Here is a 15,814-nt window from a genome sequence, read left to right on the forward strand (position 1 = left end):
GACTTGGCGGCGGCCGCAGGGATCAGCCGTTCACTCTCACGCCCGATCGTGCCACAGACGTTTCCGGCGCCTCGGGTCAGGGCGTGGAGCGGATCGACACCACCATGCGGCGATTGATCAGAACCGGGTCGCCCTCGTGTTCACCGCGCAGAGCCAGGAATTCGGGGTCTTGCCAGAGCAACGAGCCGGTGACCTGCACGGAATCCACCAGCAGCAGTTCCAGCTGGTTGCGGCCCCGGATCCAGTGCTGCAGCTGGCGTACGCCCGGGAGGCTCGAATCAAGGGTGGTGATCTCCATAAGATCAGACTCAGGCCTGCTGGGAGAACGGGATGCTGGCGTTCAGCAAGTATCAGGGATTGGGCAACGATTTTCTGTTGCTCGACGGTCGCAACGCCACCACCGTTGATTTCTGTTTTGATCTCACCCCAGAACGGGTGAGCCTGCTCTGCGACCGCCGCTTCGGTGTGGGCGGCGACGGGGTGATCCTGGCGCTCCCGCCCGAGAACGATGGAGAACTGCGCATGCGCATCTTCAACGCGGACGGCACCGAGCCTGAGATGTGCGGCAATGGCATCCGTTGCCTGGCCCGCTTCCTGGCCGACAGCGACGGCGATGCACCGGGCCGCCGCTGGGTGGTGGAAACGCTGGCCGGCCTGATCGTGCCGGAGCTGCTGGCCGATGGCTCCGTGCGTGTCGACATGGGCACGCCGTTCCTGGTGCCTGAGCAGGTGCCCACCACCCTGGCGATCGGTTCGGCCGGCCTGCCCCAGGGGGAACTGAGCGTGGCGGGCGAGAGCTTCACGGTGGCCGCCGCCGGCATGGGCAACCCGCACGTGGTGCTGCCGGTGGAGGCGGTGGCAGCGGTGGATCTGGAACGGCTCGGCCCGCTGCTGGAGTGCCACCCGGCCTTCCCCGCCCGCACCAACGTGCACTTCGTGGAAGCGATCAGCCCCAGCCATCTGGTGATGCGGGTCTGGGAGCGGGGGGCCGGGCCCACCCTCGCCTGCGGGACCGGCGCCTGCGCCACCCTCGTGGCCAGCCATCGCCTCGGCCTGTGCGAACGATCGGCCCGCGTCGATCTGCCCGGCGGCACCCTCTGGATCGACTGGGACACCAGTTCGGACCACCTGTTCATGAGCGGGCCGGCAGAGCCGGTGTTCGACGGGGTGCTGGCGCCGGAGCTGTTCGGTGAGCTTGCTCCCGATGTGCCTGCAGCGCCTGAGTGGGCGGAGGAGAGCGATGGTGGCACCAGCCCTTTGGGCGCAGCAACGGATCTGAACGAGGAGGCCCCTGCCGATCCAGCCGTCAACTGCGCAGTGGAATGCACCAGCGGCTGTCAGCGACCGGACAACTGCCCCAATGCGGCGGCGCGGGCCCGGGTGGAGGCCCTGCTCAACAGCCGCTCACTCGATGATCTGGTGACCCTGGCCAGCAACTCCCTGGAGGCGCGCACGCGACAACGGCTGGAACGGGAGGGCTGAGGGACCTGAGTAGGGTCGGCGCGCCCGCCACCGATTCAGCGTGCTTCCTCCCGATCTGCTCAGCGCCGAAGCCCAGGCCATGGAGGGCTTGAACGCCGCCCTGGCGGAGAGCGCCAACGGCCGCTGGACCCTGGAGTTCCGCTTTGAAGGGTTGCGTCTGCTGCCAGTGGTGCTGCGGCTCGGCCAGGCCCTGCAGGCGCAGGAACGGCAGTTCCGCCTGGTGTTCCCCGATGCGGGTGCCACTGCCCTGGCCCAGCGCGACGCCCCTGATCTGGCCGCCCGCACCGGCAGCCTGAAGGACCAGGAGCGGTTGAACGCCGCCGCCGCTGATCCTGTGGCTGCTGCTGGAGCTGGGGCTCCGGCAGAGCCTTTGGATTCAGACGTCGCCGGCGCAGAGGCTGGGGATTCCAGCGCCCCTCAGGGCCCTGCCGGCGACGCAACGAGCGATGCCGCCCCAGGCGACACCCTGCTGCTGCTGGTGGCACCAGGCCCGTCGGACTACGACGCGGTCGAGCGCCTCTGCCTGAACCATCGCGGCGGGGTGGTGCTGCTCAACGGCAGCCTCGAGGATGCGGCCGTTGGGATCGGTAGCGTGGCGCGGGAGCGGCGGCGAGGCTTCCTCTCCACCTGGCGCAGTGCCTATGCCCTGCTACCCCTGCCCGAGGGCGCCCTGCGCCGCTGCTTCCCCGGCCCGTGGGAGTTGTACCGCAACGACCCCGATGGCCACCGCCTGGTGGAGACCTTCGAGCAGAAGCCCGATGCGGAGCAGGTGGCGGAAACGCTCAGCCCCGGACAGGCGGCCACAGTGGCGGGCGGTTTGCAGGCCCTCGATCGCTTTCTCGGCAGTCTGAGGAACTGACGGCCTGCGGCCGCACCGATGTGCGAATTCAGGAGCTCCACCCCCCTGGTGGCACCTGGTCAGGCTCCTTAAGCTTGCGTGTCTGAACGTTGCGCCATGGCCGCCGAGCCCCAAACCACCCGCCGCTCCTGGAGTCTGGTGGACGTCGGAGCCGCCGCCGCCGTGCTGATGGCCCTGGCCGGGGTGATCTGGAGCCCGAAGCTCAGCGGTGCGGTGGCGGAAGCCACCGGCGCCATGCAGCCGGTCACGGTGATGGTGGATGTGCGAGGAGCCTCGGTGGCGGATCCCCAGGCCCTGATCCGCTCGATCCGCAACGACGGTGAGGTGAGCATCGTGATCCGCAACCAACCCCACGGCACGGTGAAGCTGCAGGAGCTGGTGCCGCTGCAGCGCCGCCTCGTGGCGGTCCAGCCCGACGGACGGGTGGTGACCGCCATCGACCCCAACCAGGCCGTGTTCGGTTCGCTTGATGCCCGCTTCGTACTTGAGGGCAAAGGGCGCAAGACCAGCGGCGGCGTGGTGTTCGGCAACCAGAACCTCAAGATCGGCGCCCCTGTGGAGCTTGAGGGCCGTGACTTCCGCATCGGCGGCACGGTGTCGGGTCTGAAACTCGGAGTCAGCTGACATGACACGTTCCGCTCAGAAGCTCAGCCGCCTCGGCCTCAGCCTCGGGCTGGCGCTGGCCACCTGCGCTCCGGCCATGGCCATGCCGATGGCGAGCCTGCCGGCGGCGCCGCCGGCCGTCGGGTTGCCCCAGTTACAGAACCAGGTCAGCTGCCCGGCCCTGCAGCAACGGGTGCGCGCCCACCTCGGCCCCGAAATCGGTGTGTGGAGTGTCACCGTGGCCGATGGCAACGGCCGGCTGCTGGCCGATGTGAACGGCCTGCGTCCGCGCGTGCCGGCCTCGAACCAGAAGCTGGTCAGTTCCGCCTTCGCCCTCGACCGGCTGGGCCCCGACTACCGCCTCACCACCCGGCTCTGGCGTCTGCCTGATGGCACCCTGCGCCTCACCGGCGAGGGGGATCCCGATCTCGATCTGCCCCAGTTGCAGCGCTTCGCCCAGCTGGCCCTTGGTTCAGGAGGTGGGCCAGGCCTGCCGGGTGCCAATGTGCGCCTGGAGCTGGCCGAAGAACCGCCCCAGGCCTGGTGGCCCCAGGGCTGGCATCCGGAGGATCGCGCCTACGCCTATGGGGCGCCGATCACCCGGCTGGCCATCACCAGCAACGCGATCGACATGGCTGTGGCCAATCCACCCGGTCGTCTGCAGCGCCTGCTCACCCGCACACTGACCAGCCAGGGAGGGCGGAACGTGCAACTGGCCATGGTGTCGTCCCTGGCACCGCTGCCGGAAGGATCCGTGCTGCTGCACGAGGAACCCTCAGCACCGATGCACAACCTGCTCAGCCTGGCGAATTCCGAAAGCCACAACTTCACCGCTGAGGTGTTGCTGCGGCAGGCAAGCGGCACCTGGTCGCTGCCCCAGAGCCGGCAGGCTGCCCTGCAATGGCTGCGGGCCCAGGGGTTGCCCACCGAAGGTGTGGTGGTGATGGGCGGCAGCGGCCTCGACCGCGGCGACCGGCTAACCTCCCGCCTGCTCGCCGGCCTGCTTCTGCGCATGGCCCAGCACCCCTTCGGCTCCAACTACATCGCCTCGATGGCCGTGGCCGGGCGGCGCGGCACCCTGCGCAATCTCTACAAGGGCACCAGCCTCGACGGACGCCTGCACGCCAAAACCGGGACGCTCACCGGCGTGCGTTCGATCAGCGGCGTGCTCGACACCACGGATGGCCCCCGCTACGTGAGCCTGATCTCCAATGGAGCCAGTTCACCGAACACCACGATCGGCCGGGTGCTCCGCGACGTGCAGATCGTCAGCCTCTGCCAGCCACCTGCCTGAGGCGTGAGGCGGCGCGGCGGGCGCGGCTGGTGAGGGGAGCCTCCTTGGCTTCAGCCTCAGCGGCGGGTTGGAGGGCAGCACGATCACTGGCCGGAGGGGTCTCGCTGGTCTGCAGCCGCCCCAGCTCACGCCGCCCGGCATGCACCACCTTGTTGAGTTCGCCAAGCCGCGTTTCCAGCTCCGTCAGCACCTGCTCGGCATAACGGTTGGCGCCTTCCTGCACCGCTCCCGCCTCCTGCCGCGTGCGGGTGATCAACTGTTCGCACTGCTGCTGGGTCTGCTGGCGGAACTGCAGGGCGTCGCTGTGCAGGCGTTCGGCCTCCGCCTGGCTCTCGCGCTGAATGCGCAAGCCTTCCTGGCGGATCTGCTCGATCTCCTGCAGGCTCTGCTGACGACTGCGTTCATGCTGGTCGCCCAGCTGACGCTTGAGCTCGGTGTACTCGGCGTCGAGCTGCTGGCGGCGCTGGATCGCCTCCTGCTCCAGTTGCTGGCGGCGCGCACCGAACTGCTGCTCCATCTGGGCCTGACGGGTCTGGTGCTCCTGCTCTGCCTGGGCCACCTGCTGACGGGTGGCCAGCTGCATCTGCTCGCACTGCTGGCGGGTGTGCTCCCGGATCTGCGCCCCCTGCTGTTCCGCTTCCTGCCGCACCGAAGCGGCATTGATCAGCTGCTCCCGCTCGCGGCGGGCCTGCACCATGATCTCTTCGGCCTGCTGCCGCGCCTTGGCGATGAACGTGTCGCGCTGAGCCAGCAGCTCCTGCGCCTGAAGCAGCTCCGCCGGGAGCTTCTCGCGAATCGTGTCGAACACCTCGATGGCGTCCTGCTCGTTCACCAGCCGGCCGCCGCTGAAGGGGATGCGCGAGCCCTCCAGCACGATCTCTTCGAGTTGTTCGAGCTGTTCCAGCACGCTGATCCGAGTCTCGGTCATCTCATCGGGGCGGGAATGTCTGATTAAAGAGCCTGGCGAGTTCCTCCGCCACTCCGCCGGGCACCAGGTGGCGCACCTCACCGCCGAAGCGCGCTACCTCCTTCACCACGCTGCTGCTGAGGAAGCTGTGGGGCACGGCGGTGGCCAGGAACAGCGTTTCCACCTCCGGCGCCAGGCTGAGATTGGTGTGGGCGATCTGCAGCTCGAACTCAAAATCGCTCATCGCCCGCAGCCCCCGCAGGATCACTCCCGTGCCCGTCCGGCGCGCGAACTCCACGGTGAGGCCGTCGAAGCTGCCCACCTCCACATTGCTGAGATGGGCGGTGGCGCGGCGGATCTGCGCCAGCCTCTGGTCAAGCGAAAAGCTGGGCTGTTTGGAGGGGTTCTGCAGCACCCCCACCAGCACCTGCTCGAACAGGCGACTGCTGCGCTCGATCAGGTCGAGGTGGCCAAGGGTGATCGGATCGAAGCTGCCGGGGTAGAGGGCCTTCATGGGAGCGGGGGCGAGGGCCCGGCGGCGGGAGCGGCGGGGGATCCTATGGAGGCTGCTGCTGGCTGCGGTCGCGAGCGGTCCCCCCCTCCGGCTTGCCTAAGGTTGGAATCACCTCCAGGAACCAGGCCATGGCTGTGGATCTCAACGTCGATGGCGCCGCCGCCCCCGTGCTCGACAGCGCCGCCAAGAAAACCCTGCTGCGCAAGATCCCCCACGGCGTGTTCATCTGTGGCGTGGCCGAGGGCGATGACGTCAACGGCTTCACCGCCAGCTGGGTCACCCAGGGGTCGTTCGATCCGCCGCTCGTGGTGATGGCCGTGCGCGCCGATTCCACCAGCAACGGCATCATCAGCCGCACGGGCCGCTTCTCGCTCAACGTGCTCTCTGCCGAGCAGAAAGACCTGGCGGCGGTGTTCTTCAAGCCCCAGAAAGGCATCGGTGGCCGCTTCGATGCCGCTCCCTTCACGCTCGGGCCCCTGGGCCTGCCTGTGCTCGACGACGCGCTCGGCGCCGTGGAATGCGCGGTGGTGGGCCAGGTGGCCCACGGTGATCACACCGTGTTCGTGGCGGAAGTTAAGTCGGCCCAGCTTCACCGCGATGGCGCCGCACTGGAGCTGTCCACCACCGGCTGGCAGTACGGCGGCTGAGCCGCCTCTCGCGGGAGCATTGGGCATGGGGACCACGCTGCAACCGCTGCTGAAGGATCAGGCACGGCTGGCCCAGCGGCTGAAGGAGCTGCCGGCCGAGCCGGGCTGCTACCTGCTGCGCGATCTCGACGACCGCATCCTTTACATCGGCAAATCGAAGAGCCTGCGCAGCCGCGTGCGCAGCTACTTCCGTGATTCCCACGACCTCAGCCCCCGCATCAGCCTGATGGTGCGTCAGGTGGCGGAGATCGAGTTCATCGTCACTGACAGCGAAGCCGAGGCGCTGGCGCTGGAATCCAACCTGATCAAGAACCACCAGCCGCACTTCAACGTGCTGCTCAAGGACGACAAGAAATATCCCTATCTCTGCATCACCTGGAGCGAGGCCTACCCGCGCATCTTCATCACCCGTCGCCGCCGGCTGCGCAGCCCGCTCGATCGCTTCTACGGGCCCTATGTGGATGTGGGTCTTCTGCGCCGCACCCTGTTTCTGGTCAAGCGGGTGTTTCCGCTGCGTCAGCGCCCCCAGCCTCTCTACCGGGATCGCACCTGCTTGAACCACGCGATCGGCCGCTGCCCCGGCGTGTGCCAGGAAAAGATCAGCCCTGAGGCCTACCAGCACACCTTGCGCAAGGTGGCCATGGTGTTCCAGGGCCGCAGCGACGAACTGCTTGTGCTGCTACGCGCCCAGATGGAGCGCTACGCCGAACGGGAGGATTTCGAGGCGGCCGCCCGGGTACGCGACCAGATGCAGGGGCTCGAGCAGCTCACCGCCGACCAGAAGATGGCCCTGCCCGATGCCTCCGTGTCGAGGGATGTGCTGGCGCTGGCGGCCGATGCGCGCGTGGCCGCCGTGCAGCTGTTTCAGATGCGGGCCGGCAAGCTGGTGGGGCGGCTCGGCTACACCGCCGATGCCACGGTCGCCAGCCCCGGGGCGATCCTGCAACGGGTGCTGGAAGAGCACTACAGCCAGGTGGAGCCGGTGGAGATCCCACCGGAGGTGCTGGTGCAGCACCCCTTGCCGCAGCAGGCGCTGGTGGAAGACTGGCTGAGTGAGCGCCGGGGCCGCAAGGTACGGCTGCAGCACCCGCAGCGGCAACAGAAGGCCGATCTGATCGAACTGGTGGAACGCAATGCGGCCTTCGAGCTGGGCCGGGCCCAGCGCAGCGCCGAGCAGCACCAGCTCGCCACCGAAGACCTAGCCCAACTGCTGGATCTGCCCGAGCCGCCGCGTCGGGTGGAGGGCTACGACATCAGCCACATCCAGGGCAGCGACGCGGTGGCCTCCCAGGTGGTGTTCATGGATGGGCTGCCGGCCAAGCAGCACTACCGCAAATACCGCATCCAGAGCAGCAGCATCCGCTCAGGCCACTCCGACGACTTCATGGCCATGGCCGAGATCATGCGCCGCCGCTTCCGCCGCTGGGCCCAGGCGAAGGCGGAGGGGGCCGATCTGGTGGCACTGCGCAAGGCCACAGGCACCGCACTCCACACCGGCGGCCTCAACGACTGGCCCGATGTGGTGATGATCGATGGCGGCAAAGGACAGCTCTCGGCGGTGATGGAGGCGCTGCGGGAACTGAACCTGCACGAAGACCTGGTGGTGTGCTCCCTGGCGAAGCAGCGGGAGGAAGTGTTCCTGCCCGGCACCAGCCAGCCGCTGGAGACCGAACCCGACCAGCTCGGCGTCGTGCTGCTGCGGCGTCTGCGCGATGAAGCGCACCGCTTCGCGGTGAGTTTCCACCGCCAGCAGCGGGGGGAGCGGATGAAGCGTTCGCGCTTGAGCGACATCCCCGGGCTGGGACCCAAACGGGTGAAGGAGCTGCTTGGGCACTTCCGCTCGATCGATGCGATCCAGCTGGCCAGCCCGGCCCAGATCGCTGCGGCGCCCGGCGTGGGCCCCGCCCTGGCCCAGCAGATCTGGAGCTACTTCCACCCCGAGGCTGACCACGACACGGCTGACCATGGCGGGCCCGATCCGGACAACCTGGTGCCGGCCGCCGATTGTGAGCGGCATGAAGCCCCCAGCGTTGCGCAGGAGCCTGTTGGCCGGATCGGCAGCGGCGCCGGCGCCGCCCTCGTGAACTGAGCAGGAGCCATGGCGGGGCTCGGACTCTGGGTGCTGGGTGACCAGCTGCACGCGCAGCAAGCTGCTCTGGCCAGCAGCGCCCCCGGCCAGGCGCGGGTGGTGCTGATCGAGAGCAGTGGTGTGGTGGCCCGCCGCCGCTACCACCGCCAGAAGCTGGTGCTGGTGTGGAGCGCCATGCGGCACTTCAGCGTCGAGCTGCAGGCGCTCGGCTGGCAGGTGGACCTGTTGGAGGCGGCGGAATTCGGCACCACCTTGATCGACTGGATCCAGAGGCAGGGCATCCGCACCCTGCGCGTGATGGAGCCGGCGGATCGCCCCTTCCGGCAGGCGATCGAACGGCTTGATCTGGGCGGGCGCACCGGGGTGCAGCTCGAATGGCTGCCCTCCAACCACTTCCTCTGGAGCCGGGAGGCGTTCGCGGCCTGGGCTGGCCGCTACAAGCAGCTGCGCATGGAGCTCTTCTACCGGGAGGGGCGCCGCCGCTTCGGCGTGCTGATGGAGGACGGCGAACCGCGCGGCCAGCAGTGGAACTTCGACAAGGACAACCGCAAGCCACCGCGCCAGGGACTGGAAGGGCCGGCCCCGCTGCTGTTCAGCCCCGATGCGATCACGCGGGCCGTGATCGAGAAAGTGCGGCGCCTCGATGCGGAGCGGGCCGCCGCCGGGGAAGCGCCGCTACCCGGTGCGCTGGAGCCTTTCCATTGGGCGGTCACCCGCCAGCAGGCGCTGCAGGTGCTTGATCACTTCGTGGCCACCCGCCTGGCTGGTTTCGGCCCCTACCAGGACGCCATGGTCAGCGGCCAGCCCACGCTCTGGCATGCCCTGATCAGCCCCTACCTGAACCTGGGCCTGCTGGAACCGCTGGAGGTGATCCGCCGGCTGGAGTCGGCAGGTACGGGCGCGGCGAGCGGCGTGGAGCCACCGGTGCCGCTCGCCAGCCTGGAGGGGGTGATCCGGCAGCTGCTCGGCTGGCGCGAATACATGCACGGCCTCTACCACTGGTTCGGCGAGGGGTATGCAGGCCGCAACCACTTCGGCCACACCCGGCCCCTGCCCCTCTGGTTCGAGCACCTGGGCGGCAGCGGCATGGCCTGCCTGGATCAGGTGCTCGGCGAACTGGATCGCACCGGCTACGCCCATCACATCCAGCGGCTGATGGTGCTGGCCAACTACGGCCTGCTGGCAGGGCTCGATCCCCAGGCCCTCACCGTCTGGTTCCACCGCCTGTTCATCGACGGCCACGACTGGGTGATGCAGACCAATGTGCTGGGCATGGGGGTCTTTGCCGACGGCGGGCAGCTGGCCAGCAAGCCCTACGCCGCCAGCGACCGCTTCATCGCCCGCATGAGCAACTACTGCAAAAGCTGCCGCTTCGATCCGGCACAGCGCACCGGGCCAGCGGCCTGCCCCTTCACCACCCTCTACTGGAACTTCCTGGACCGCCACGAAGCCCTGCTGCGCGGCAATCCCCGCATGGCCCTGGTGATCGCCCAGCTCGATCGCCTCCCTGCTGAGGAGCGGCAAGCGGTCGCCGTCGCCGCTGCGGCCCACCTGGAGCGGGCGGCCGGATCGGCCCCCACCGGTGCCGCCTAACTTGAACGGGCCATCCCTTCGCTGCCGATGCCGGCCCTGGCCCTGCCCCCCGAGGCCTACCTCTGGTTCAAGACCCTCCACATTGTTGGCGTGGTGGTGTGGTTCGCCGGACTGTTCTATCTGGTGCGCCTGTTCATTTATCACGTGGAAGCCGAAGCGCTGGACGAGCCCTTGCGCGCCGCTTTCCACAGCCAGTACGAGCTGATGGAGCGCCGGCTGGCCAACATCATCACCACGCCCGGCATGGTGGTGGCGGTGACGATGGCGGTGGGGTTGCTGCTGGTGCAGCCGATCTGGCTGAAACAGAGCTGGATGCACGCCAAGCTGGCCGTGGTGCTGGCCCTGCTCGTGTACCACTGGTTCTGCTATCGACTGATGGGGCAGCTCAAGGCGGGCACCTGTCGCTGGAGTGGCAGGCAGCTGCGGGCGCTCAATGAGCTGCCCACCCTGATGCTGGTGCTGGTGGTGATGCTGGTGGTGTTCAAGGCCCAGTTCCCCACGGGAGCTGCCACCTGGTTCCTGGTGGCCCTGGTGGTGGCGATGGCGGCCTCGATCCAGTTCTATGCCCGCTGGCGGCGGCTGCGTTCCGAACGGGAGGCGATCGCAGGTGCCGGCTGACCACCCACTCGTGGAGGTGCTGGCTGCGGTGGACGCGCAGAGCTGCCCCACCCGGCTCAACTTCCATTGCCACACCCATTGCAGCGACGGCAGCCTCGAACCGGCCGCCGTGGCCGACCAGGCGCTGGCGATGGGCCTGGAGCATTTCGCCGTCACCGATCACCACAGCATCGCGGCTTACCAACCGGCCCGTGCGCACCTGGAGGAGCGCCAGCGGCTGGGGCAGCGGGTGCCGCAGCTGTGGAGCGGGGTGGAGATCAGCTGCCTGCTGGAGGGGTGCCTGGTGCATGTGCTGGCCCTGGGCTTCGAGCTGCACCACCCGGCCCTGGCGCCTTACGTGCGCGGCCATGCGGTGGTGGGGCCAGGGCTGCGCGCCGGCAAGGTGCGGGAAGCGATTCATGCCGCCGGTGGCCTGGCCTTGCTGGCCCATCCGGCCCGCTACCGGCGTCCCCACCAGCAGCTGATCGCGGCGGCGGCAGAGCTCGGCTTCGATGGGGCCGAAGCCTTCTACGACTACGACCTGACCAGCCGCTGGCAGCCCACACCGTTGGTGTGTGACGCGATCGCCAGCCAGCTGCAGAGCCTGGGTTTGCTGAGAAGTTGTGGCACCGATACCCATGGACTGGCCTTGTCAGGCCGCTAGGGTTCATCACAGGTTTCCGTTTCCTCACCATGGGTCTCTTCGATCGTCTGTTGAACATCGGTACCAAGGACGGCAGCTTCTCCTCCAAGCCGGCCAAACCCGAGAAGCCCGCCGCCAAGGCTGGCGAACAGACGTTCTTCCTCGACCCCGACACCTCCAGCTCCATGGGCAACGTGGAGTACATGCGGCGCTCCAACAAAATCCGGCACACCTTCCCCGGCAATGCCGACAATCCGGGTGAAAAGGAGATGGTGCAGGAAGTCGATTCGATGTCGGCGCGTCTGGAGAAAGCCAGCAGCGGCCTGCCGGTGAACGCATCGCCTGAATCCAACACCAGCCTCACCGGTGGCGTGCCCAAGCCGGTGAAGAAAACCTTCGCGGCCCGCCTCACCTCCGCTGAACTGGGTCAGCGGCTCAAGGGCGCGGCAGTCGCCGTCAACACGCCCGGCGGCAACTCTGCAGGCCGCAAGGCCGATGCCGCCGGCAGTTCCCAGCCCCAGTTCACCCAGAAGCCGGCCAAGCCTGGCGACATTGACCCGTTCAAGGCCATGGCCCGCGACCTCAACAACTGATCGGCTTGGTGAACGGCCGCGGTTCACTCCTTGAATGTGAGTGGCCGCGGTTCACTTGTTCAGGTTTCGATCAGGCTTTCGCTGCCGATCACCAAGGCCTTCAGGTGTTTGAGCTGGGCAGGGTCTGCTCCCTGCCACAGCTCGCGGTTGGCGGCCTCCAGCAGCCGCTCGGCCATGTCCCGCAGCGCCCACGGGTTCGACTGCCGCAGCGCCTGTAACACGTCGTCGTCCTGCAGCCACTGGCGGCAGATGGCCCCATAGCTCCAATCCGGCACCCGGCCCGTGCTGGCGTCATAGGCGAACAGGTAATCGAGGCTGGCGGCCAGCTCGAAACCGCCCTTGTATCCGTGGGCAAGCATGCCCTGAATCCAGCGCGGGTTCAGCACGCGTGAGCGGAGCACCTTGTCGAATTCATGCTCCAGCCGGTGCACGCGCGGCCGCTGGTGGCGCGAATGATCAGCGAACCAGAGGGCCGGAGCGCTACCGCGCACCCGTTCGCTGGCGGCGCTGAGCCCTCCTTGGAACTGGTAGTAGTCGTCGGAATCCAGCAGGTCGTGCTCACGGTTGTCCTGGTTGTGGAGCACCACCTCCACCTGACGCAACCGCTGCTCCAGCCCCTCGCGATCAGGGCTGGCCTCGCAACGGCCGTCACCGCTGGCGTCGTATCGCCAGCCGCTCCAGTTGAGGAAGGCCTCACCGAGATCGCCCCGCTGCTCCCACTGACCACTGTCGATCAGCCCCTGAAGCCCCGCCCCATAGGCCCCCGGCGCCGAGCCGTACACCCTGCCGCTTTGGCCTTCCTGGCGGGCATGGGCTGCCAGCGGGTTGTGCCTCTCGTCTTCATCAAGAACAGCGACCCGGCGGCTGGCCTGATTCATCCAGTCGACCAACTGCGGGAAAGCATCGCGGAAGAGGCCGGAGATGCGCAGCGTCACATCCACCCGGGGGCGTTGCAGCAGGCTGAGCGGAATCACCTCCAGATCCACCATGCGCCGGGTCGGTCCGTCCCACATCGGCCGCACCCCCATCAGCGCCAGCGCCTGGGCGATGTCCTCGCCGCCATTGCGCATCGTGGCGGTGCCCCACACCGACAGGGCCAGGTGGCGAAGGTCGTCTCCCTCCTGCTGCAAGTGGGCTTCCAGCAGCAGGGCGGCGCTGCGACGCCCCAGGTCCCAGGCGGCTTCGGTGGGCAGCCCCCGCAGATCCACGCTGTAGAAGTTGCGGCCGGTGGGCAGCACATCAGGGCGGCCGCGTGTGGGCGCCCCGGAGGGCCCGGCGGCAATGCGTTCCCCGGCCAGGCCCCGCAGCAGGGCCTGACGCTCGGCGCTGGCGCAGGCCAGCAGGCGCGGCAGCAGCTGACGCCGCACACGCTCCAGTACGGCCTGGGTTGTTGGCCCCACCACCACCGCTGCAGAAGCGGCAGTGGCGGTGGTGGGCGCCAGCAGCGGCTTCAGCAGATCGAGGGCCTGTGCTTCCAGTAGGGCAACGGCATCACCACAGCGGCGCAGGGCGGTCGGGGCAGAGGGAGAGGCCGAGTCAGAGACGGCGGCCGCGGGAGACGCCTGGAGGCGGAGGCGATCCGCGACGCTGAGTGGCGCCTCCTCGGCATCCGCCCACGGGTCCAGCTCCAGTTGCAGATCAGCGGCCAGGGCCTGGGTGAGACCAGGGCCCTCGGCCAGGGGGGGCCGCACCAGGCACAGCAGCAGCTCCAGCAAGGGCTGGGGGCCAGGCAGGTGGCCGAACACATGCAGGCCGGTGCGGATCTGAGCTTCCTTCAGCTCACACAGGTAGCCATCGGCGCCATCGAGACGCGCTTCAAGATCATCGATGGCCTGGGCAGAGGCGGATCCCACAGCAGCGCCGGCCGCGAATGATCTGTCTGCAGCTGATCCATCTGCAGATATGCCGTCTCCAGCAGTGGCAGGCGCGGGCAGCTCCAGGGAGGAGAGCAGCCCGGCGAGCCGCTCCCGTAAGGGAGCGACGCGCTCGCTGCCCAGCTGGCGGGCCTCCCAGTACTCGTCGAGCAGGGCTTCGAGCTCCTGCAGGGGCCCGTGCAGCCCGGCCCGATCGAGCGGAGGGGTGAGGTGATCGAGGATCACCGCCTGGGCGCGGCGCTTGGCCTGGGAGCCTTCGCCCGGATCGTTGACGATGAACGGATACAGGTGGGGCATGGGCCCCAGCGCCCACTCCGGGAAGCACTGATCGGAGAGGCCGAGCCCCTTGCCGGGGAGCCATTCCAGGTTGCCGTGCTTGCCCACGTGGACCACCACCTGGCTGGCGGCCACCTGGCGCAGCCACAAATACTGGGCCAGGTAGGCATGGGTGGGCGGCAGGTCGGGGGAGTGATAGCTGAGGCTGGGGTCGCGGCCGTAGCCCCGCTCCGGCTGCACCAGCACGGCCACGGCGCCGAAGCGCAGACCTCGGATCGGGAAGCCGGCACCAGCCGGCCCCTGCTCCAGGCCCTCATCGGCAGCTGGAGGCCCCCAGCGGGCCTCCAGCACGGCCCTGCCCGCCGCCGGGAGTTGCTGGTACCAGGCGAGATAGGTCGCCAGGGGCAGGTGATCGAGCGGCGGCCGGTGCTGGCTTTCCGGGTCGTTGGTGCGTCCGGACAGCAGCTGCTGGATCAGGGCATCCCCGTCAGCGGGAAGGCCTGTCGTCAGTTCCGCGGGCAGCTCGGAGGGGGTCACGCCCAGGTCATAGCCGGCCTCCGCCAGCCAGCGCAGCATCGCCGCGGCGCTGGCGGGGGTGTCGAGCCCCACGCCATTGGCCAGGCGGCTGTTGCGGGTGGGGTAGTTGGCCAGCACCAGGGCCACACGGCGCTGCTTCACCGGGGTCAGGCGCAGCTCCACCCAGGCCGCCAGCAGGCGGGCGATCCAGTCGAGCCGTTCCGGATCCGGCTGGTAGTGCATCAGCGCTGCCGAAAGCGAGGTATCGGCCCGCTCCAGCTCCTTGAAGGCACCGACCCGGCTGGTGATGCGTCCGTCAAGCTCGGGCAGAGCCACCTGCAGGCTGAGATCGAGCGGGCCGAGGCCGATGCTGCTGGCAGCCCATTGCTCACGGCTGCGGGTGCTGCAGAGCACCTGAATCACCGGCACGTTGAGGCGGTCCCAGAGCGGGGCACCCAGACCCGCTTCCTCGAACTGCACCGAGGCAAAGGAGGTGGTGCACAGCACGCCCTGCACCCCCTCCCTGTCCAGCAGGTCGGCCACCCCCTGCTGGACAGCGGGATCCCTCAGGCCACTCACCCACAGCGCCCGCGGGCAGAGTCCCTGGCGGCGCAGGGCCTGGAGCAGGACGGTGGCCAGCTGATCGTCGCCGGCCTGCAACAGGGCGCGGTAGAGGATCACCCCCACCCGTGCCCCCGGGTCTGCCCGCCAGTCGTGGGGAAGGGGGTCGGCCAGGGGCAAGGGCACCGGCGCTGGCGCCGCCTGGCCAGCGGCGAGCGCCTCCAGGCTGTCGAGCACGCGGCGCAGGTTGTCAGCACCGCCCTCGCGCAGGCAGCGGCTGATCGCCACGGCCAGATCCTCAGGCCCGTTGCCAAGGCTGGCCAGCTCCAGCTCCTGATCGGCCGTGCCGGCCGCCACGATCAGCCGGCGCCCGGGTTGGTGCTCCGCCCAGGCATGCAGCTGCTCCAGCCCGTAACTCCAGTGGCCCCGTCCGCCGAGCAGCCGCACCAGCACCACGCGGGTGGTGGAAAGGCTGGTGGCGATGTAGTGATCGAGCGCCGCCGGCGCGGCCAGCGCCGCCAGGTTCAGCCCCCGTACCGGCGCCGCACTGGGCTGCCGGGCGAGAACGGCGGCCAGGGTCTGCAGATCGGTGTCTGAACTGCTGAGCACCAGCAACGGCGTGGACTCCTGCTCCACGAAGGCGGAGTCCTCGAAGCCGGAAGGCAGGCCTGGAACGGCGGCAAGACGGTGCATCACGCCATCTTCGGCCCCGGCAGTGAGAAGATCTCACCAGCGAACGCCGCCGGCGCCGCATCTCCACGCGCTT

13 protein-coding genes and 1 pseudogene are annotated in these 15,814 nt (G+C 68.8%); 10 read left to right on the forward strand and 4 right to left on the reverse strand.

What is annotated here, in order from left to right; all coding sequences use genetic code 11:
* Nucleotides 1-76: 76 nt before the first annotated feature.
* The gene (locus tag ACXMDP_RS10220; protein ID WP_259728650.1) at nt 77-298 is read right to left on the reverse strand and encodes an Hfq-related RNA-binding protein; all 222 of its coding nucleotides are present in this window, start codon (nt 296-298) and stop codon (nt 77-79) included.
* 32 nt (nt 299-330) lie between these two features.
* Between ACXMDP_RS10220 and dapF the strand changes: the two genes are divergently transcribed.
* From dapF to ACXMDP_RS10240, 4 genes are all read left to right on the forward strand, one after another.
* Nucleotides 331-1,482 (forward strand): diaminopimelate epimerase, encoded by a 1,152-nt coding sequence (gene dapF, locus ACXMDP_RS10225; RefSeq protein WP_259728649.1) that lies wholly within the window; start codon nt 331-333, stop codon nt 1,480-1,482.
* 40 nt (nt 1,483-1,522) lie between these two features.
* Nucleotides 1,523-2,341, forward strand: a complete 819-nt coding sequence (locus ACXMDP_RS10230; RefSeq protein ID WP_259728648.1) for a DUF1995 family protein — start codon at nt 1,523-1,525, stop codon at nt 2,339-2,341.
* A 96-nt stretch (nt 2,342-2,437) separates the two neighbouring features.
* Nucleotides 2,438-2,965 carry a DUF4330 domain-containing protein gene (locus ACXMDP_RS10235; protein ID WP_094512836.1) on the forward strand — a complete coding sequence of 176 codons (528 nt, stop codon included), beginning with the start codon at nt 2,438-2,440 and terminating at the stop codon, nt 2,963-2,965.
* Between the two features lies 1 nt (nt 2,966).
* Nucleotides 2,967-4,238: a D-alanyl-D-alanine carboxypeptidase/D-alanyl-D-alanine-endopeptidase gene (locus tag ACXMDP_RS10240; protein WP_457766850.1), complete on the forward strand. Its 1,272-nt coding sequence runs from the start codon at nt 2,967-2,969 to the stop codon at nt 4,236-4,238.
* Here the strand turns inward: ACXMDP_RS10240 and ACXMDP_RS10245 are convergent.
* Both ACXMDP_RS10245 and coaD read right to left on the reverse strand, forming a co-directional pair.
* Entirely contained in the window at nt 4,213-5,166 is a 954-nt protein-coding gene (locus ACXMDP_RS10245; RefSeq protein ID WP_259730374.1) for a coiled-coil domain-containing protein, read from the reverse strand. The two genes, ACXMDP_RS10240 and ACXMDP_RS10245, sit on opposite strands and share 26 nt — an antisense overlap.
* Nucleotide 5,167: 1 nt before the next feature.
* Nucleotides 5,168-5,659, reverse strand: a complete 492-nt coding sequence (gene coaD, locus ACXMDP_RS10250; RefSeq protein WP_259730373.1) for a pantetheine-phosphate adenylyltransferase — start codon at nt 5,657-5,659, stop codon at nt 5,168-5,170.
* A 128-nt stretch (nt 5,660-5,787) separates the two neighbouring features.
* Here coaD and ACXMDP_RS10255 point away from each other — a divergent pair, with 128 nt between their 5' ends.
* The 6 genes and pseudogenes from ACXMDP_RS10255 to ACXMDP_RS10280 all read left to right on the forward strand — a co-directional run bounded on the left by ACXMDP_RS10255 (nt 5,788) and on the right by ACXMDP_RS10280 (nt 11,821).
* A complete protein-coding gene (locus tag ACXMDP_RS10255; RefSeq protein WP_259730372.1) occupies nt 5,788-6,306 on the forward strand; it encodes a flavin reductase family protein in 519 nt (172 codons plus the stop codon).
* Nucleotides 6,307-6,331: 25 nt separating this feature from the next.
* Nucleotides 6,332-8,254, forward strand: a pseudogene (gene uvrC, locus ACXMDP_RS10260) (excinuclease ABC subunit UvrC); the annotation flags it as partial.
* 150 nt (nt 8,255-8,404) lie between these two features.
* Nucleotides 8,405-9,988, forward strand: a complete 1,584-nt coding sequence (locus tag ACXMDP_RS10265; RefSeq protein WP_259730371.1) for a cryptochrome/photolyase family protein — start codon at nt 8,405-8,407, stop codon at nt 9,986-9,988.
* 27 nt (nt 9,989-10,015) lie between these two features.
* The gene (hemJ, locus tag ACXMDP_RS10270) at nt 10,016-10,606 is read left to right on the forward strand and encodes a protoporphyrinogen oxidase HemJ (protein ID WP_094512843.1); all 591 of its coding nucleotides are present in this window, start codon (nt 10,016-10,018) and stop codon (nt 10,604-10,606) included.
* Entirely contained in the window at nt 10,596-11,249 is a 654-nt protein-coding gene (locus ACXMDP_RS10275) for a PHP domain-containing protein (RefSeq protein ID WP_369803023.1), read from the forward strand. Before hemJ ends, ACXMDP_RS10275 begins: the two co-directional genes overlap by 11 nt.
* Nucleotides 11,250-11,278: 29 nt before the next feature.
* Complete coding sequence (locus ACXMDP_RS10280; protein WP_259730370.1) at nt 11,279-11,821, forward strand: hypothetical protein; 543 nt, start codon at nt 11,279-11,281, stop codon at nt 11,819-11,821.
* Between the two features lie 59 nt (nt 11,822-11,880).
* On the opposite strand, the gene cobN is transcribed toward ACXMDP_RS10280, so the two are convergent.
* The gene (gene cobN / locus ACXMDP_RS10285) at nt 11,881-15,741 is read right to left on the reverse strand and encodes a cobaltochelatase subunit CobN (protein ID WP_259730380.1); all 3,861 of its coding nucleotides are present in this window, start codon (nt 15,739-15,741) and stop codon (nt 11,881-11,883) included.
* Nucleotides 15,742-15,814: the final 73 nt, after the last annotated feature.

It is taken from the genome of Cyanobium sp. ULC065, from assembly GCF_977927515.1.